General features: G+C 72.5%; 19 protein-coding genes and 1 pseudogene. 6 read left to right on the top strand and 14 right to left on the bottom strand.

All coding sequences use genetic code 11. From position 1 onward, the window contains the following. Positions 1–34: 34 nt before the first annotated feature. From Nocox_RS21695 to Nocox_RS43720, 5 genes are all read right to left on the bottom strand, one after another. Positions 35–499, bottom strand: coding sequence for a nuclear transport factor 2 family protein (locus tag Nocox_RS21695; protein ID WP_020546917.1), 465 nt, complete (start codon positions 497–499; stop codon positions 35–37). A 70-nt stretch (positions 500–569) separates the two neighbouring features. Beyond that, positions 570–713: a hypothetical protein gene (locus tag Nocox_RS21690; protein WP_020546916.1), complete on the bottom strand. Its 144-nt coding sequence runs from the start codon at positions 711–713 to the stop codon at positions 570–572. A 43-nt stretch (positions 714–756) separates the two neighbouring features. Next, positions 757–1008 carry a helix-turn-helix domain-containing protein gene (locus tag Nocox_RS21685; protein ID WP_026215115.1) on the bottom strand — a complete coding sequence of 84 codons (252 nt, stop codon included), beginning with the start codon at positions 1006–1008 and terminating at the stop codon, positions 757–759. Between the two features lie 713 nt (positions 1009–1721). Continuing rightward, positions 1722–2192: an ATP-binding protein gene (locus Nocox_RS21680; RefSeq protein ID WP_211212826.1), complete on the bottom strand. Its 471-nt coding sequence runs from the start codon at positions 2190–2192 to the stop codon at positions 1722–1724. Next, positions 2189–2317, bottom strand: coding sequence for a hypothetical protein (locus tag Nocox_RS43720; protein WP_020546913.1), 129 nt, complete (start codon positions 2315–2317; stop codon positions 2189–2191). The genes Nocox_RS21680 and Nocox_RS43720 overlap by 4 nt, the downstream gene beginning before the upstream one ends. Before the next feature lie 191 nt (positions 2318–2508). Between Nocox_RS43720 and Nocox_RS21675 the strand changes: the two genes are divergently transcribed. The 5 genes from Nocox_RS21675 (at position 2509) to Nocox_RS21655 (ending at position 5415) form a co-directional block, all read left to right on the top strand. Then, positions 2509–3267, top strand: a complete 759-nt coding sequence (locus Nocox_RS21675; protein WP_020546912.1) for a MerR family transcriptional regulator — start codon at positions 2509–2511, stop codon at positions 3265–3267. Between the two features lie 45 nt (positions 3268–3312). Then, entirely contained in the window at positions 3313–3636 is a 324-nt protein-coding gene (locus Nocox_RS21670) for an ArsR/SmtB family transcription factor (RefSeq protein WP_020546911.1), read from the top strand. Then, a complete protein-coding gene (locus Nocox_RS21665) occupies positions 3633–4424 on the top strand; it encodes an SRPBCC family protein (RefSeq protein WP_020546910.1) in 792 nt (263 codons plus the stop codon). Before Nocox_RS21670 ends, Nocox_RS21665 begins: the two co-directional genes overlap by 4 nt. Before the next feature lie 73 nt (positions 4425–4497). Then, positions 4498–4998: a pyridoxamine 5'-phosphate oxidase family protein gene (locus Nocox_RS21660; RefSeq protein ID WP_020546909.1), complete on the top strand. Its 501-nt coding sequence runs from the start codon at positions 4498–4500 to the stop codon at positions 4996–4998. Between the two features lie 9 nt (positions 4999–5007). After that, on the top strand, positions 5008–5415 hold the full coding sequence (locus Nocox_RS21655) for a YciI family protein (protein WP_020546908.1): 408 nt from the start codon (positions 5008–5010) through the stop codon (positions 5413–5415). 24 nt (positions 5416–5439) lie between these two features. Here the strand turns inward: Nocox_RS21655 and Nocox_RS21650 are convergent, their stop codons facing one another. From Nocox_RS21650 to Nocox_RS21635, 4 genes are all read right to left on the bottom strand, one after another. Beyond that, positions 5440–6462, bottom strand: a complete 1023-nt coding sequence (locus tag Nocox_RS21650; RefSeq protein ID WP_246649488.1) for a DUF4037 domain-containing protein — start codon at positions 6460–6462, stop codon at positions 5440–5442. An 82-nt stretch (positions 6463–6544) separates the two neighbouring features. Then, positions 6545–7276, bottom strand: a complete 732-nt coding sequence (locus tag Nocox_RS21645; RefSeq protein ID WP_020546906.1) for a GNAT family N-acetyltransferase — start codon at positions 7274–7276, stop codon at positions 6545–6547. A gap of 19 nt (positions 7277–7295) precedes the next feature. Continuing rightward, complete coding sequence (gene purB / locus Nocox_RS21640; protein ID WP_020546905.1) at positions 7296–8726, bottom strand: adenylosuccinate lyase; 1431 nt, start codon at positions 8724–8726, stop codon at positions 7296–7298. Between the two features lie 102 nt (positions 8727–8828). Continuing rightward, entirely contained in the window at positions 8829–12074 is a 3246-nt protein-coding gene (locus tag Nocox_RS21635) for an efflux RND transporter permease subunit (protein WP_020546904.1), read from the bottom strand. Positions 12075–12171: 97 nt separating this feature from the next. Between Nocox_RS21635 and Nocox_RS21630 the strand changes: the two genes are divergently transcribed. Further along, a complete protein-coding gene (locus tag Nocox_RS21630) occupies positions 12172–12627 on the top strand; it encodes a MarR family winged helix-turn-helix transcriptional regulator (RefSeq protein ID WP_157383432.1) in 456 nt (151 codons plus the stop codon). Positions 12628–12639: 12 nt separating this feature from the next. Here Nocox_RS21630 and Nocox_RS21625 read toward each other — a convergent pair whose 3' ends face one another. The 5 genes and pseudogenes from Nocox_RS21625 to Nocox_RS21610 all read right to left on the bottom strand — a co-directional run bounded on the left by Nocox_RS21625 (position 12640) and on the right by Nocox_RS21610 (position 17763). After that, positions 12640–14889, bottom strand: a complete 2250-nt coding sequence (locus Nocox_RS21625) for a HelD family protein (protein WP_020546902.1) — start codon at positions 14887–14889, stop codon at positions 12640–12642. A gap of 427 nt (positions 14890–15316) precedes the next feature. Next, positions 15317–15688 carry a tyrosine-type recombinase/integrase gene (locus Nocox_RS21620; RefSeq protein WP_020546901.1) on the bottom strand — a complete coding sequence of 124 codons (372 nt, stop codon included), beginning with the start codon at positions 15686–15688 and terminating at the stop codon, positions 15317–15319. A 290-nt stretch (positions 15689–15978) separates the two neighbouring features. Further along, positions 15979–16143 (bottom strand): annotated as a pseudogene (locus Nocox_RS43170) (ISKra4 family transposase); the annotation flags it as partial. Positions 16144–16331: 188 nt separating this feature from the next. Then, positions 16332–16604: a group II intron maturase-specific domain-containing protein gene (locus Nocox_RS21615; protein WP_020546899.1), complete on the bottom strand. Its 273-nt coding sequence runs from the start codon at positions 16602–16604 to the stop codon at positions 16332–16334. 151 nt (positions 16605–16755) lie between these two features. Then, on the bottom strand, positions 16756–17763 hold the full coding sequence (locus Nocox_RS21610; RefSeq protein ID WP_219495485.1) for an IS3 family transposase: 1008 nt from the start codon (positions 17761–17763) through the stop codon (positions 16756–16758). Positions 17764–17772: the final 9 nt, after the last annotated feature.

Raw genomic sequence — 17772 nt, 5'->3', positions numbered from 1 at the left:
CGCTGCCCGCGCGTGGTGAGGCGCGGGCAGGTGTTCAGGGGGCGTCGGGGGTTCGGCAGGCGTCGGCGATGGCTTGGGGGTCCCAGTAGAAGGGGCGGCATTCGAGCATGCGGCCGTTTCTGGTGGTGATGAGTTGCATGATGTGGGTGTCGACTTCCTGTCCGGTGGCGCGGGCTCGGAAGCGGACGCGGTTCCGTACGACCACGGTGTCTTGTTCACCCCAGTGGTCCTGTTCGAGGAACTCCATCGATTCCCATACTTCGCTGAAGCGGGCCAGGAAGCGTTCCATGCCGTCGTGGCCGTGCCAGGTTCCGGTGCCGGTGAAGGGCAGTCCGGGGGCTTGGTGCAGGGTCACCTCTGGGTCGAGGTGGGCGGCGACGTGCTCGTAGCTGGCTTTGCCGAGTCCGCCGGCGGCCACGTATGCGGCCTCGGCCTCGTAGAACTTCTGCATGACCGTCCAGGCGTCGGCGTGGCCGGCGGCGGGGTCTGTTGTGCTCATGGTGACGAGTGTGGTCGTCGGGGGCGGTTCTTCGCTGGCGGTGATCAGACCTGCATCCGGAGTGCGGTGGTCAGCGGGTGGTGGTGGTGAGCAGGAAGGAGGCCGCGCCGAGTGCGGCGGCGGTGAGGATCACCGTGGCCAGGGCGGTCAGGATGAGCAGGCGCCGCCAGAGGCTGGGCCTGGGCGGTGGCGGGCGGTGCTCCCCCGTGTCCATGTGTCCGACGGTAACAAGGGGGTTGAGCTGGGCTGACGCGGGGTCAGGTGGGGGCGGGGGTGGTGCGGGTGGCGAGGTGGTCGAGGGAGATGCCGAGGACGTCGGCGAGGGCGGCGATGGTGAAGAACGCGGGTGTGGCGATGCGGCCGGTCTCGATCTTGCGGAGGGTTTCGGCGGACATGCCGGCGGCGGCGGCGACCTCGACGATGCTGCGCTCGCCGCGGGCCTGGCGGAGCATGGTGCCGAGGTGCTCGCCGCGGAGTCGTTCTTCGGGGGTCAGTGGTGGTCGCACCATGGGGCTCACTCTATACCGTCACCGGTATTGTTATCGTCCGCGTGGTGGCTTGTGGGTGGTGCGCGGCGCGCACCCCGGGTAATAAGCGGTGGTCGAGTGACGTGGCCGGTCGGTGGCCGTGCTCGGGTCGCCGGCTGTGCCGGCCGGCGTGGTGGGGCGGCTGCTCGGGTTGCCGGCCGGGTTCGGGCGTTGCCGTTACGGCCGTAACGGCCGTAACGGCTGTGGCGGCCATAGTGGTCAGGGCGTCCGGCCGGGGCCGGGGGCCTGGGTGGTGAAGCCTGCGGGCGCGGCGCGGTAATAAGCGTGGCGCGGCGAGGGCGGGCACGCGTGTCCGTTCCGGCGCCGGCTGCGCGGCGTGCGGGAGCGGGTGTCGTCCGCGTGGTCCACGCGCGTCGGCGCGGGCTCGTCCGGCGGGTCCGGGACGTCCTGGAGGGCGGTTGCGGCCGCGGAGCGGGCCGGTCCGGCGGGCGCCGAGGTGCGTTGCCATGGCGGTCGTTCCTCCTTCGTCCCTGACCGCGGTCTCGCGGTCGGCGGTGGTACGGAGCAGGCGCGTGACGGGGAAGGCCGGCCGGCGGGGGTACGTGCCGGGTCGCCTCCCGCCGTCGTTCCCAGGTTATGTCCGGCCCCTTATCCGGGGCAGTTCCTGCCAAAACCCACAGCAAGTTTTTGCCTGTTGATGGGGTGACGCCGGGGCGCGCGTGACCAGGGGAATCTCACGCGCGTCCCGGCGCGGCCAGTTCGAACCAGACGACCTTGCCGCGCCGGGTGGGGGCGCTGCCCCAGGTGTCGGCGAGCGCCTGCACGAGTTCGAGGCCGCGGGAGCCTTCGTCCTCCTCGCGGGCCTGGCGGGGGCGGGGTGGGCGGGGGTCGGCGTCGGCCACTTCGCAGCGCAGCCGTCCGTCGCGTGCCCACATGCTGAGCACGACGGGGCCGTGCGCGTGCTGGACGGCGTTCGTGACGAGTTCGCTGACCAGGAGTTCGGCGACTTCTCCTACCTGGTGGGGCGGGCCCCATTCGGCGAGCAGGCCGCGTGCCGCGCGGCGGGCGCGCGGGACCGAGGCGGCGGCGGCGGGCAGTGTCCATGACGCCGCGAGCATGGGCTTCAGCGTGGGCATGGGCGACGGGAGGAGGGCGGGCATGAGCGTGGGCACGGCGGCGAGCACGGCCGCGGGGGCCGGGGTCATGCGGGCCGCCCGCCGCTGAGGGCCACCAGGCGGGCGGCGTCACGGGCGGCGTCGCGGGCGGTGTCGCGGGCGGTGTCGCGGGCGGTGTCTCCGGGCGGCGGGCACGGAGGCCGGTGCTGGCACATGTCGGATTCCCCCAATCCTTGGCGTGTCCCGATTCCGGGGCACTGTGTCATCATGCGCGCACACCTCGCCCCACCAAGAGGTGAGAAATCCCCATTTGAGTACCTACGTAGGTCAGGTGCGCGCCGCGTCCCCGTACTCCCCGCGCAAAGGATTTGACCCTCACCCTTCGTGAGGGTGCATCGTGGGGGGTATGAGTCTGTCGGTCGGCCAGGTCGCGCGTCTCGCCGGCGTCACCGTCCGCACCCTGCACCACTACGACGAGATCGGCCTGCTCTCCCCCACCGAGCGCACCCGCGCGGGCTACCGCCGTTACACCGACGCCGATCTGTCCCGTCTGCAGCAGATCCTGCTGTACCGGGAGCTCGGCTTCCCCCTGGAGGAGATCGCCGTCATCCTCGACGAGCCCTCGGCCGACGAGCTGACCCACCTGCGCCGCCAGCACGCGCTGCTGACCGACCGCGCCCGCCATCTCGGTCAGGTGATCGCCGCCGTCGAACGCGCCATCCACGCGCACACCAGCGGCGTCGCCCTCACCCCTGAGGAGCGTTTCGAGGTCTTCGGCGGCTTCCGGCCGGAGGAGCACGAGGCCGAGGCCGCCGCCCGCTGGGGCGCGGACCCTCGGTACGCCGAGAGCCGCCGCCGGGTCGCCTCCTACACCAAGGCCGACTGGCTGGAGCTCAAGGCGGAGGCCGGGGCCATCACGGGCGCGCTGGCCGCCGCCTGCGAGGCCGGGCTGCCCGCCGGCGGCGAGCACGCGATGGACCTGGCCGAACGTCACCGCGGCCACGTCACCCGCTGGTTCTACGACTGCGGGCACGACCTGCACCGCGGCCTCGGCGACCTGTACGTCGCCGATGCCCGTTTCACCGCGGTCTTCGACGCCGTGCTGCCGGGCCTGGCGGCTTACGTGCGTGAGGCCATCCACGCGAACGCCGCCCGCCACCCCTGATGCATGCCCTTGCGGGCATATAACTGGCTGGGTATATTCGCTGGCATGCCTTTCGACGTCCTCGCCGAGCCCGCCCGCCGGCGCATCCTCGACCTGCTCCTCGAACGCCCCCGCAACGTCACCGAGCTCACCGCCGGCCTCGGCCTCACCCAGCCCGGCACCAGCAAGCACCTGCGCGCCCTGCGCCGCGCCGGCCTCGTCACCGTCCGCAAGGACGCCCAGCGCCGCTTCTACGAGCTCACCCCCGCTCCCCTGGCCGAGATCGACGCCTGGCTCACCCCGTACCGCCGGCTGTGGACCCGCAGCCTCGACCGCCTGGAAGCCCATCTGGACGCCATGCCGGACGAGCCGGGAAAGGACGCGCGATGAACGAGAGCCTCACCCTGCACCCCGACGGCCGCACCTCCCTGAGCATGCGGCGCCGCCTGCCGCACCCGCCGGAGAAGGTCTGGCGCGCCCTCACCGAGCCGGGCCACCTGGCCGCCTGGTTCCCCGCGGAGGTCACCTTCGACGGCGACCGCGTCGGCTACGGTTTCGGCCCCGGCGGCCGGGTCACCCACCGGGAGCCGCCCCGCCTGCTCGCCCACACCTGGGGCGAGGACCACCTGCGGTGGGAGCTGGAGCCCGACGAGGACGGCGGCACCCTGCTCACGCTCACCCACACCTTCTCCGACCGGCACGGCGCCGCGAGCTTCGCCGCCGGCTGGCACACCTGCCTCATCGCCCTGCTCGCCCACCTGGACGGCCGCTCCCCCGCCGCCGCCCCGGCGGACATGGGCCGCCTGCACGAGGACTACGTCCACATCCTCGGCCTCGGCGCCGTGACCCGCGACGGCGGCACCGTACGCGTGGAACGCCAGCTCGTCCGCCCCGCCGCTCAGGTGTGGCGGCATCTGGACGGTGACCGCGCCGCCGTCGGCGAGCCGCCGCCCGCCCCGTTCACCGTGCCCTCCGTCCCCGCCGGCCCCGTCACCCGCGCCGAGCCCGGCAGGCTCCTGCAGTACGCGACGCCGGGCGGCAGCGTCCGCTGGGAGCTGGGCGAAGGCACCGGCCACGGCGCCCGGCTCGTCCTGACGTGCACCGGCGGGACGGCCGCGCCGGACGCCTGGCGGTCGCGCGCCGCGGAAGTGGCCGCCGAACTCGCCGAGGAGATCTGAAAAAAATCTCGGCGCGGATGTCGAGAACGGGCCGCCGGCTCCGTCCCAGGGGCATCGGAAAGGAGAACCCAGCATGCACCCGCACGAAGTCGCCGAGATCCTGAACCTGCCGGGCAGCCGCGAGCTGCTGTCGCGCGACATCACCCGCCTGGCCTACGTCGCCGCCGACGGCACGCCCCGCAACGTCCCGATCGGGTTCACCTGGAACGGCACCCACATCGTCCTGTGCACCACGCCGAACGCCCCCAAGCTCGCCGCGCTGCGCCGCAACCCGGCGGTCGCGCTGACCATCGACACCGAGGTGCACCCGCCCTCCATCCTGCTCATCCGCGGCCGCGCCGAGCTGGACCCCGTGGACGGCATCCCCGAGGAGTACCTGCAGATGAACGGCAGCTACCGGATGACGCCCGAGCAGCGCGTCCACTGGGAGGCCGAGGTGCGCTCGCTCTACACCGGCGGGATGGTCCGCATCCTCGTCACCCCCGCCTGGGCCAAGCTCATCGACTTCGACAACACCTTGCCGAGCGCCGTCGAGGAGCTCGTCCGCGCCCGCGACGCGCGCCTGCCCGCCTGAGGAGACCACATGGCCAAGTACCTGCTGCTCAAGCACTACCGGGGCGCGCCGGCGGCGGTCAACGACGTGCCCATGGACCGGTGGACGCCCGAGGAGATCGCCGCCCACGTGCGTTACATGGACGACTTCGCCGACCGGCTGAGGAGCACCGGCGAGTACGTCGACGGCCAGGCGCTGTCCCCGGACGGCGTGTTCGTCCGTCACGGGGGCGAGGGCCGGCCGCCGGTCGTCGACGGGCCGTTCGCCGAGACCAAGGACCTGATCGCCGGCTGGATGGTGATCGACGTCGAGTCCTACGAGCGGGCTCTGGAGCTGGCCGCCGAGCTGTCGGCCGCGCCGGGCGCCGGCGGTGAGCCGATCCACGAGTGGCTGGAGCTGCGGCCGTTCCTGGCGCCGCACCCGGCGGCCACCGACTGACCGTGAAGGGCCGGGTGCGGGCGGTCAGGCGGTCAGGCCCAGTGCCGCCGCCGTGAGCGCCCGCGCCCGCCCCGACTCCACCAGCACCTCGGTGGAGTCCGACAGCTGGTCGACGCATCCCGCCATCGGCAGCGCCCGGATCGCCGGGTCCGACACCGACGCCAGCAGCGCCTCGGCGAACCGGTCCCCGCCGATCACCTTGAACGGCCGGTCGTGGAAGGCGCGCACGCCCTCGTCCAGCCGCGCGGCCAGCGCCGTCCGGTTCTGCAGCGCCGCCAGCCGCGCGTAGGCGCCCGCCAGCCGTTCCTCGCGGTCCCGCCACGACCGGGCGGCCACCGCCGAGCCCAGGCACTCGCCGAGCTCCGCCGACCCGGGCAGCCGGGCCAGGGCGCTGCCGAGCCATTTGGCGTAGGGCGGGTAGCGGCGGCGCAGCAGCAGCGCCAGCCGCATCACCTCGCGGGCCAGCCGCGCCCCCACCACCGCCGACCCCAGCTCGTCGCCCACCTCGCCGCACCGGCCGGGGAACGGCTCCTCCTGCGCGATGCGCCGCCACTGGCAGGCCAGCACGTACCGCCACACGTCCTCGGGATACCAGCGCAGCGCCGCCCGCGCCGCCTCCATCGCGCCGAGGCCGTCGTGGAAGACCTCGCCGCGGGTCACCTCCGCCAGCCGCTGCCACGGCGCCGACAGCCAGTCCAGCAACGACATGCCCGCCCGCGGGTCGAACCCGAGGTGCTCGCGCAGCCACGCGCCCGGCTCGCACACCCGCACCCCGGCCCGTGTCCGGCCGTGATAGGGGAACACGGTCGGCAGGCCGCGGAAGCGCTCCGGCAGTCCCGCCAGCACCCGCGCCTCCACCTCGGCCACCTGCTCGCCCGGCACGAACAGCAGCACCCGCGGCCCCCAGTCGTGGTCGGCCGAGCGCGCGGTGTCGAACTCCAGCACCTCCGACCCCGGCCCCACCAGCGCGGCGCTGTGCGGGATCGCCGGCACCAGCGGCGCCACCACCTCGTGGTAGAAAGCCCGCGACAACTCAATACCCGGCATGAAATCGGACATCACGCCGTCAACTCTGCACCAGCACCGCCGGAACCTCACCCGATTTTCGCCCGCCCGTCCGGGGGTGCGTTCAGGCGGTGACGCGGGAGGTCATGACGGGGCGGCGCCGGTAGCCGATGCGCTCGTAGACGCGGATCGCGGCCGGGTTGTCGTCGTCCACCATGAGCGCCGCCCGGCCGTAGGTGTCGATGAGCCGCCCCGACACCCACCGGCACACCCGTTCGGCGAGGCCGCGCCCGCGGTAGGCGGAGCCGGTCGCGACGCCGGCCAGCAGCCCGACGTCCGGGGCCGACCAGGCGTCGGCGGCGACCGCCGCGAGCCGGTCGCCGTCGCGCAGCCCCGCCCACCGCAGCACCCCGGCGTCGCCGGGCACCGCGTAGGCGTCGGGGGCGTCGGCGGCCAGCAGCGCGGCGATCTCGGCGTCCGCGCCCTCCAGCCACCCCACCCCGTCCCCGCCGCCGTCGTGGCGAAGTCCGGTGAGGCTCATCCAGGAGAAGCACGGCCCCGCCCGCAGCTCCTCGACCGCGCCGGCGACCTGCCGGATCAGCCCGGCCTCGCCGAGCGGCCGGTACGACGGCCCCAGCTCCGCCAGCGCGTGCCGGACCAGCGGCGCGGCGTCGCCCGGCCGGCCCCACACCACGAGCCGGTCCCGGCGGGAGATGCGCGGGCAGCCGGCCACGACCGCGCCGCCCGCCGCCCAGGCGCGCGCTCCCGCGCGCAGGCCCTGGGCCGCCCACATCACCAGGTCGTCGTTCCCGCACGCCGAGCGCACCTCGGCCGGTGTGCGCAGCTCCCGTGTCACCGCAGGGCTCCTCAGCGGGTCAGAGGATGGCGCCCGGCCGGTACGCAGCCGCCTGCGGATGCGCCGCCACGACCTCGCCCACCCGCCGCGCGACCTCCTCGACCTGCTCGGCCGCCGCCCCGGTGAACGACACCCGGTCGGCCAGCAGCTCCTCCAGCCGCGCCCGGTCCAGCGGGAACCGCTCGTCGCCGCCCAGCAGGTCCAGCAGCTCGTTGGCCGCGCCGCGCGAGCGCATCGCCAGCGCCGCCGCGACCGCGTGCTCCTTGATGATCTCGTGGGCCGCCTCGCGGCCCATCCCGGCCCGCACGGCCGCCATGAGCATCTTGGTGGTGGCCAGGAACGGCAGGTAGCGGTCCAGCTCCGCGGCGATCACCGCGGGGAAGGCGCCGAACTCGTCCAGCACCGTCAGCATCGTCTCCATCAGCCCGTCGAAGGCGAAGAACGCGTCCGGCAGCGCCACCCGGCGCACCACCGAGCACGACACGTCGCCCTCGTTCCACTGGTCGCCCGCCAGCTCGCCGGTCATCGAGGCGTAGCCGCGCAGCACGACCGCCAGGCCGTTGACGCGCTCGCAGGAGCGGGTGTTCATCTTGTGCGGCATCGCCGAGGAGCCGACCTGCCCTTCGGCGAACCCTTCGGTGACCAGCTCGTGGCCGGCCATCAGCCGGATCGTCCTAGCCAGCGACGACGGCGCCGCCGCCAGCTGCACCAGCGCCGTCACCACCTCGAAGTCGAGTGAGCGCGGGTAGACCTGGCCGACGCTGGTGAGGGCGCCGGCGAACCCGAGGTGCCGGGCCACCCGGCCCTCCAGGCCGGCGAGCTTGTCCTGGTCGCCGCCGAGCAGGTCCAGCATGTCCTGGGCGGTGCCGACCGGGCCCTTGATGCCGCGCAGCGGGTAGCGGGCGATCAGCTCCTCCAGCCGCCGGTAGGCGACCAGCAGCTCGTCGGCGGCCGTGGCGAACCGCTTGCCCAGCGTCGTGGCCTGCGCGGCCACGTTGTGGGAGCGGCCGGCCATCACCGTGGCCTCGTGCTCCTTGGCCAGCCTCGCCAGCCGCGCGAGCAGGGCGACCGTCTTCCCGCGCGCCAGCAGCAGGCTGTCGCGGATCTGCAGCTGCTCGACGTTCTCCGTCAGGTCGCGCGAGGTCATGCCCTTGTGCACCTGCTCGTGCCCGGCCAGCGCGTTGAACTCCTCGATGCGGGCCTTCACGTCGTGGCGGGTCACCCGCTCGCGCGCGGCGATGGACTCCAGGTCGACCTGCTCGACGACCTTGTCGTAGTCGGCGAGGGCGCCCTCGGGCACCGCGACGCCCAGCTCCGCCTGCGCCCGCAGCACCGCCAGCCACAACCGCCGCTCGGCGACGATCTTGTACTCGGGCGACCACAGGCGGGTCAGCTCCGGCGAGGCGTAGCGGGCGGCCAGGACGTTCGGGATGCGCGGCTTGGAAGTCACGTTCGACAAGTGTAGGCACCGCCACCTGCCATGGTGCACGCCCGGGGGCGCGGAAGGGCCCGGCCGCCGTCGCCGGCGGCCGAGCCCTTCCGCGCCGTGCCGTCAGGACGGCGTCGGCTCCAGCACCTTCTCCTCCTTGGCCGGCGCCGCGGGCCGGCGGCGCAGCCGCTCCTTGGCCCGCTCGACCATCGTGTACAGGGTCGGCACCAGCACCAGCGTGAGCAGCGTCGAGGAGATCAGCCCGCCGATCACCACGATCGCCAGCGGCTGCGAGATGAACCCGCCCGACCCGGTCACGCCCAGCGCCATCGGCGTCAGCGCGCAGATCGTCGCCACGGCCGTCATCAGGATCGGCCGCAGCCGCCGCCGGCCGCCCTCGATCACCGCCTCGACCACGCCCATGCCCTGCTCGCGGTACTGGTTGATCAGGTCGATGAGCACGATCGCGTTCGTCACCACGATCCCGATCAGCATGAGCATGCCGATCAGCGCGGGCACGCCCATCGCGGTGCCGGTCGCGACCAGCAGCCCGATCGCGCCGGTCGCGGCGAACGGGATCGACACCAGCAGGATCAGCGGCTGCACGAAGCTGCGGAACGTGGCCACCATGATGAGGAACACGATCGCGATGGCCGCCAGCATCGCCATGCCGAGGTCGGCGAAGGCGTCCTCCTGGTCCGCCGACGCGCCGCCCAGCGTGTAGGAGGCCGACGCCGGCAGTTGCAGCCCGTCGAGCTTGTCGCGCAGCGCCTGCGTGACCGCGCCCAGGTCGCCGGCGTCGGCGGCCTTGGCCGTCACCGTCGCCGACCGCTCGCCGTCGATGCGGGTCACCTGGGTGGGGCCGGCGACCTCCTTGACCTGCGCGACCGACGACAGCCGCACCGGGCCGGAGGCGGTCATCAGCGGCAGGTCCCGTACCGCCTTGAGGTCCTCCGGCGCCGCCGAGCCGCGCAGCACCAGGTCGCTGTTGCGGCCGTCCAGCGTCACCTGGCCGAGCGGCGCGCCGCGGAACGCCTGTGCCACGCTCTGCCCGATCTGCGCCTCCGACAGGCCGCGTGCCGCCGCCTTCTCGCGGTCGACGACGACCTCGACGCGCGGGGCGGACGCCTCCATGTTCGAGGCGACGTCGCGCAGCCCGCTGACCTCGCCCATCGCCGTGGCGACCTGCTCCGCCGCCGAGCGCAGCGTCGGCAGGTCGGGGCCGCGCACGATGACGCTGATGCCGTCGGCGTTGAACCCGCCGCCGCCGGCCGCGCCGACCGTGACCTCGCCGACCCCGCTCAGCTTGCCGATCTTGTCGCGCAGCCGCTGCTCCACGGCCGGGGTGTCGGCCCCGTCGGCGAGCGTCACCGAGTACGACGCCCGGTCCGAGCCGCCGCCCCCGCCGAACGCGGCCGCCATCGCGTTGCCGCCGCCCACGTTCGCCTGGTACATCTCGACCTGGTCGTCGTCGGCGAGCACCTGCTCGATCTTCTTGGCCGCCCGGTCGGTGGTCTCCAGGTCGGTGCCGACCGGCATCCGCTGCGACAGCGAGATGGTGTTCTGGCCGGAGGAGTCGAGGAAGTTGGTCTGCAGCGCGCCCGCCACGCCCATCGTCGCGACGAACACCGCCACCCCGATGAGCACCGTCGTCAGCTTGAACCGGGTCGCGAAGCGCAGCACCGGCAGGTAGGCGCGCTGCAGCGGCGAGCGCAGTTCCTTGGCCTCGGCCTCCTCGCGCTGCTTGCGCGCCTGCTCCGGGGTGAGCTGCGGCGCCTTGAGGAACCAGTACGCCAGCACCGGCACCACCGTCAGCGACACCACCAGCGACGCCAGCAGCGCCACCGTCACCGTGATCGCGAACGGGCTGAACAGCTCGCCCACCATGCCGCCGACGACCGCGATCGGCACGAACACCGCGACCGTGGTCAGCGTCGAGGCCGTCACCGCGCCCGACACCTCGCGCACCGCCGTCAGGATCGCCTGCAGCTTGGCCTCTCCGTAGCCGAGATGCCGTTTGATGTTCTCCAGCACCACGATCGAGTCGTCCACGACCCGGCCGACCGCGATGGTCAGCGCGCCGAGCGTCAGCATGTTGAGCGAGTGGCCGCCCGCCCACAGCACGATCAGCGCGATCACCACCGACAGCGGGATCGACACCGCCGTCACCAGCGTCGAGCGGACCGACAGCAGGAAGACCAGGATGACCAGCACCGCGAACACCAGGCCGAGCACGCCCTCGGTCGTCAGGCTCTCGATGGACTTCTCCACGTAGGGGGCCTGGTCGAACACCACCGACACGGCCGTGTCCGAGCCGTCGCCGAGCGCCTTGGTCAGGTCCGGCAGCAGGTCGCGGATCTCGTGGGAGATCGACACGGCGTTGCCGTCGGGGGTCATCGTCACCGACACGCCGAGGCTGGAGCGCCCGTCGGTGCGGGTGATCGTGGTCGCCTCCGCCAGGCCCTGCGTGATCGTGGCCACGTCGCCCAGCTTGACCGGCCGCGACGGCCGCGCCGGGGCCTGAGCCTGAGCTTGTGCCTGGGCTTGCGCTTGTGCCTGGGACGTGGGGGTGCGGGCCTGGGCGGGGGACTGCTGCCGGGCCTGCTGGGGCTGCTGGGCCTGCTGCTGGGGCTGGGCCGGCGTCAGGTAGAGGTTCTTCAGCTTCTCCAGCGAGTCGACGCGGGTGCCCACCTGGACCGTCAGCGCCTTGCCGTCCTCGACGAGCGTGCCGGCGGGGATCGGGGTGCCGTTGGCCCGCAGCGCCTCGGGGATCTGCGCGGGCGACACGCCCGCGAGCGCCATCTTCCCGGCGTCCGGCTCGATCGTCACCACCTCGTCGCGGACGCCGGTGACCGTCGTCTCGCGCACGCCCTCCACGCCCTGCAGCGCCGGCACCACGATGCGGCTGAGCTTGTCGGCCATCGCCTGCTCGTCGCCGCCGTCGCCGACCGCCAGCACCAGCACCGGGATGTCGTCGGTGCTGCCCGCCGCGACCTGCGGCTCGACGCCGTCCGGCAGGGTCACCCGGTTCAGCGCCTGCTGCATCCTGTTCAGCGACGCCTCGATGTCGGTGCCGTACTCAAAGGCCACCTGGACCTGCGACAGGCCCTCCCGCGAGGTGGACGTCAGCTGCTCCATGCCGTCAAGCCCCTGGAAGGAGTCCTCGATCGGCTTGGTGACCTGCTCCTCCACGATCTCGGGCGACGCGCCCGGGTACGGGGCGATCACGAACGCGCCGGGGAACGACAACGACGGCAGCAACTGCTGCTTCAGCTGCGGGATCGTGAACGCGCCGAACGCGCTGAGCACGACCGCGATCAGGATGACAAGCGTGCGGTTGACCAGGCTCAGCCTGGCGAAAGCGGTCATAAGCCCCCTCCAAGAGTTCGGCCAAGACTAACACTTCGCATCGCACGAATATTTAGACACATCAAACCTTCCTGATAACCTTCTCAGGAAGCGAGAGGTGAAAGTGAACGACGAACGCGAAGACCTGATCCGCCGGATCAACGAGACACAACGCAGCCTGGGGCGCGTCTTCGCCCAGCATCCGTCTCCCCTGTTCACCTCCAACCTCACGATGCGCCAGTTCAAGGTCGTCCTGCTCCTGTCGGCCAGCGGCGGCTCGGCCAGCGGCCAGGAGATCGCCGCCGGCCTCGGCGTCGGCCCCGGCACCGTCACCGGCATCGTCGACCGCCTCCTCGCCCAGGGCCTCGTCAGCCGGCACGAGGACCCCCACGACCGGCGGGTGCGCCGCGTCGAGCTCACCCCCGCCGGCGCCGCCTTCCTCGAAGAGGTCAACAGCGTCGGCAGCCAGCAGATGCGCCGCATCATGGACCACCTCGACACCGAGACCCTGCGTGCGCTCGACGAGGTCACCCGGGCGATCCGGGCCGCCGCGGAGAAGCTCGGCGGCCCCTGACCCCGGCCGCCCCTACGCGGGGGTCCCGCCGGCCAGGCGGGACAGCACGGCCGGCAGCTCGCCCTCGTGGACGACCGTCAGCCGCCGCGTCGCCCGCGTCACCGCCACGTACAGGTCCCGCCCGCCCATCGGCGACTGCGTGAGGATCCCCGCCGGGTCCACCACCACGACCGCGTCGAACTCCAGCCCCTTGGCCTGCGTCACCGTCAGCACCGCCACCGGCGCGTCCAGGTCCGCCGCCGGGAACGCGCGCGCCACCCGCTCACGCAGCGCGTCGGAGGTCACCACCCCGACCCGGCCCTCCCCGATCGCCGCCCGTTCCCCCGCCACCAGCTCCGCCAGCTCCTCCTCCAGCCCTCCGGCCGGGACCCGCACCGCGCGTGGCGCCGACTCCCCCGAGCGCACCGACTCCGGCGGCTCCTGCTCGGCGTCGAAGGCCCGCAGCACGTCCGCCGCCACGTCCATGATCTCGACCGGCGTCCGGTAGTTGACCCGCAGGTGCTCCAGCCGCCACCGGCCGAGCAGGTAGGGGTCCAGCACCTCGCCCCAGGACCGCGCGCCGGCCGCCGAGCCCGTCTGCGCGATGTCGCCCACCACCGTCAGCGACTTGGCCGGCACCCGCCGCATCACCATCCGCCACGCCATCGGCGACAGCTCCTGCGCCTCGTCCACGATCACGTGCCCGTAGGCCCAGCTCCGGTCGGCGGCCGCCCGGTCGGCCGTGGTCAGCTCCGCGCCCGGGTCGGCCTGCCGCTCGGCCAGCACGTCCGCCCGCGCGAAGACGCCCTCCTCGGCCACGCCCGTGCTCTGCAGCACCTCGCTCGCGTACAGCAGCTCCTCGTCCTGTTCGGCCCGTGACCGCCGGGAGGCCGCGCGCCGCGCCGAGTCGTCCTCGCCCAGCAGCTCGGCGGCCTCGTCCAGCAGCGGGACGTCCTCCACCGTCCACGGCGCGCCCGCCGGGCGCAGCAGGGGCGTCCAGTCCAGGCCGGGCGGCATGGCCGCGGCCAGCGCCCGCCGGTCCGACAGCAGCCCGGCGACCAGCTGCTGCGGCGTCAGCTCCGGCCACAGGCCGTCGACGGCGCGGCGCACGGCCGGCTCGCCCCACAGCCGCCGCGAGGCCAGGTCCAGGTCCAGCTCGTCCAGGTCGCCCTCCAGGTCCAGCGGCTGGGCCAGCTCCTCCAGCTCCGGGTCGCCGTTGGCGAGCTCCTCGATGTGCAGCGACTCCTCCAGCGCCCGCGCCTCCGCCCGGGCCAGCTCCCGGAGCAGCTCGCTCACGTACAGCTTGCGGGCCATGTTGTGCGGCAGCCGCACCGCCCGCGCCCGCTCGCGCAGCCGTACGCACGTCTCGTGCGGCACCCGCAGCTCCAGTCCGTCCAGCTCCACCACCAGGTCGCCCTCCGGCGGCCGGCGGCGCAGCTCCAGTGCCGCCGCCATCACCTCGCTCATCCGCGGGTCGCCCTTGACCACCGCGGCGGCCGGCGCGTCGGCCTCCACCGCCCGCACGCCCGGGAACATCTCGCCGACCGTCGTCAGCACCACCTGCGTCTCCCCCAGCGACGGCAGCACCTGGCCGATGTAGCGCAGGAACATCGCGTTCGGGCCGACGACCAGCACGCCGCGCCGCTCCAGCACGTCGCGGTGGGTGTAGAGGAGGTACGCCGCCCGGTGCAGCGCCGCGACGGTCTTGCCGGTGCCCGGTCCTCCCTGCACCACCAGCGCCCCCTGCAGGCCGGCCCTGATCACCCGGTCCTGCTCGGTCTGGATGGTGGCCACGACGTCGCCCATGCGGCCCGTACGGCCCCGGCGCAGCGCCGCCAGCAGCGCGGCCTCCCCCACCAGCGTGCGCCGGTCGCCCTCGCTCATCCGCTCCAGGTCGAACACCTCGTCGTCGATCGCGACCACGCGGCGGTCCTTCAGATGCAGGTGGCGGCGGCGCAGCAGCCCGCCGGGGTCGCCGGCCGTGGCGACGTAGAACGGCCGCGCCGCCGGCGCCCGCCAGTCGATCAGGACCGTCTCGTGCCGCTCGTCGCGCAGCCCGATCCGGCCGATGTAGGCGCTGCGGCCGGACCGGTCGTCGACGCGGCCGAAGCACAGGCCCCGCTCCACGGCGTCGAGCTGCGCCAGCCTGCGCGCCTGCTCCGAGGCCGCGGCCTCGCGCTCGACCATCGCCTGGCGGGTGCCGCCGCCACGGCCGTACACCTGGCGCAGCGTCGCCCGCGCGCGGTCCCTGGCGAGGTCGAGCAGTCCGTACAGCCACGACACGGTCCGCTGCTCGGTGTCAAGGGCTTCGGCGAGACCATCTTGACGATTAGCCATCCGCTGGTATACTCCTATCGGGAAGCTTGTGAAGCGCATGCGTTTATGGAAGCGTTCGAGCTTACTCCGCGCCGCCATGACCGCGCAATCCGGCCCCTGGCGATGACTGCGGAAACCCCGGGCGTCGGCGATACTGCGGGCGTGGAGTACGTGTCCAGAGTGCCGCGACCGCCGCTGGACGGGCTGATCGACGACCTCTACTACCTCGAGGGCACGCCACCGTACGCCCGGCTGACGCTGCCGCCGATGCCGGCGGCGCTGCTCATCGTCAACCTCGGGGGGGTCCTCGTAGCAATCGCGGAAAATTCAACGAACCCATCTCTGACCTGCGCTGATGACGCAAGAGGGTGCGATGGCCCAGAGCGATTTGTCGTCAGTGGATCGTTTGGTCGCGGCGTCGGCGGGCGGCGCGGATCTCGGCGTCGGCGACCTTGTCGTCCAGCAGTGCGTAAAGCTCGGTGGTCTCGGTGGAGGCGTGGCCGAGGCGGCGGCGAACGGCCTCGATGGACACTCCGGCGTTGATGAGCTCGGTGGCGTGGGCGTGCCGCAGTTGATGGATGTCGATCTCGACGCGTGCGGCGGTGCAGTAGTTCTGCCAGCGATGGTGGGCGGCGTCGTAGGACAGCGGTCCGCCGCGGCCGTTGATGCTGGCACGGAACAGTGGCCCGGCGGTGTAACCGGAGCGGGCCAGGTAAAGCTTGAGCAGGGTGACGTAGCCGCGGTCGTCCAGCAGGACGGTGCGCACGCTGCCGCCCTTGCCGGCCGGAGCTGGCGTTCACCCCACCGACCCGTCCGCCTGCAGCGCTGGGCATGGGCCCCGGCGGGTCTCCGGTCTCACGGGGATTGGCTGGCGTGTAGGGCCACGAGGATGGCCGCTTCCACGCTGTGGTGCGCGGTCAGCACGGGCCTGGCGCCCGTGGTGGCCAGCAGGCAGGCGGGCCGTGCTGCAGGGCGGCCAGGTGCAGGTCGCCGCCATGCCGGCGGATCAGAGCGCGAACGTTGAGGGGTGTAGCTCTTTCTCAGTGACCGCAGCGATCAGGCCGTGAGGGAGTATCCGTCCTGGTAGCCGCTCTGGTGGACACGTTCGTGTTGCCGGGCGAGGTGAAAACGCCAGTATTCGTCGAGATCACCGTTGGCGATCAGGGCGCGGAGTTTCAGGACGGCTTCGGCTCCGGCCAAACCCCAGCGTGCCCCGGCGATCACCGTGTAGGGTCGGGGGCTGGCGCGGTGGCGTCTCCTGGCGGTAGGGCCTGGGGCCTTCATGTTCCGCCGGTTTCCCGGTCGGTTGTGCCACCCCAGTGACCGTGACCAGGTTCGTTGCTCCGTTTCCAGTCCCCGCCCGTCGAACCGTGCATGCCGTTCTCCGGCACACGGCTCACCGACGTCGTTCACCGCCTGGCATTCGGCATCCCCCTCCAGTCCCGGAAGGGCCTGGGTGCGACGACGATTCCCGACAACGTGACCAGGCCGAGTTGGTCCGGGGACTGGAAGGCCACGACCGACCAGCCGAACCCTCGCGAGCGGCGATGACGTTTGCGAAGCACGAGTGCCATCCGCATCCGCGCGTAGCTCCTGATCTCGTTGAAGTGCCGGGAGGAGTTACCGAACCGGAAATAGGCGGCCCAGCCGCGCAGGAACCGGTTGACGTCCTCCACGATCACTTCCGGGTGCAGCAGCAGCCGGGATCGGAGCGTCAGCTGACGGATCCGGTCACGAGCAGAGCGTGGTTAGCGTCCACGGGAGTGGTGTACGGGTTTGGACCCGTTCGTCACCTTGACGCCCGCGACGGTGCCTGTCAAACCGAATGAGACATCAGGCTACTTGTGTGGTTTGAGGTGAAGCGTCGCTCTGGAGGGTCGTAGGTGGCCTGTTGATCCACACTCTGGCCGGCAGCGACGGCGGGTAGGGGCGCCGGCCGCGGAACCGCTCGGGGCGGGCCAGGAAGGCCGCGTTCAGCGTGGCGACCCGCTGGGCGTGGATCTTGACGGCGGTGCCGTCGTGCACGGACGCGGGAGTGTGCATCGCGATACCCGAATGACGATGCTCGTTGTTGTAATAATCAAAGAACTGCTCACAGAAGATACGGGCGTCTTCGATCGAGCCGAACCTCCCGGGAAACGCCGGGCAATATTTGAGTGTCTTGAACTGCGCCTCCGAGTAGGGGTTGTCGTTGGACACGCGCGGCCGTGAATGCGACTGATCGATCCCGAGCTGCGCGAGCAGGCCAGTGACGGTGTTCGACGTCATCGACGTGCCGCGATCGGCGTGGATCGCGTCAGGTGCGATCCCGCCGTTGCGCTCGATGGCGCGCTCGATGAACTCCTTGGCCAGAGTGCCGTTCTCGGTCGGCCAGATCTCCCACCAGATGACCTTGCGGGAGAAAATGTCGAGGATGACGTAGAGAAGGTAGTGGACGCCGCGCGCCGGGCCTTTCAGTTTCGTGATATCCCAGCTCCATACTTGATTCGGTCCGTCGGCCTCCAGTTCGGGCTTCTTCTTCGCCGGATGGGTGGCCTGCGCGCGCCGCTCGCCGGACTGGCCGCGCTCGCGCAGCAACCGGTACATGGTGGCCTGCGAGCACAGGTAGGTGCCCTCATCCAGCAGGATCGCCCATACCTGGCCCGCCGACTTGTCGGCGAACCGGGACGAGTCCAGCACCGCCAGCACCTGCGCCCGTTCCTCCTCGGACAACTCCGCCGGGTGATGAAACGGCCGGCGCGGACCTTGCCTGCGCGGCTTCGGATTTCGCTGCCGGTACAGGCTGGCGCGGGCCTTGCCGAGTACCTCGCACGCCTTGGTCGTGCCGACGGCCGTCTCCATGCCCGGGAA

Source organism: Nonomuraea coxensis DSM 45129 (assembly GCF_019397265.1).
GTDB classification, from domain to species: Bacteria; Actinomycetota; Actinomycetes; order Streptosporangiales; family Streptosporangiaceae; genus Nonomuraea; species Nonomuraea coxensis.
The sequence above is the reverse complement of the archived record's forward strand: the minus strand, read 5'-3'. Positions and strand labels throughout refer to the sequence as shown.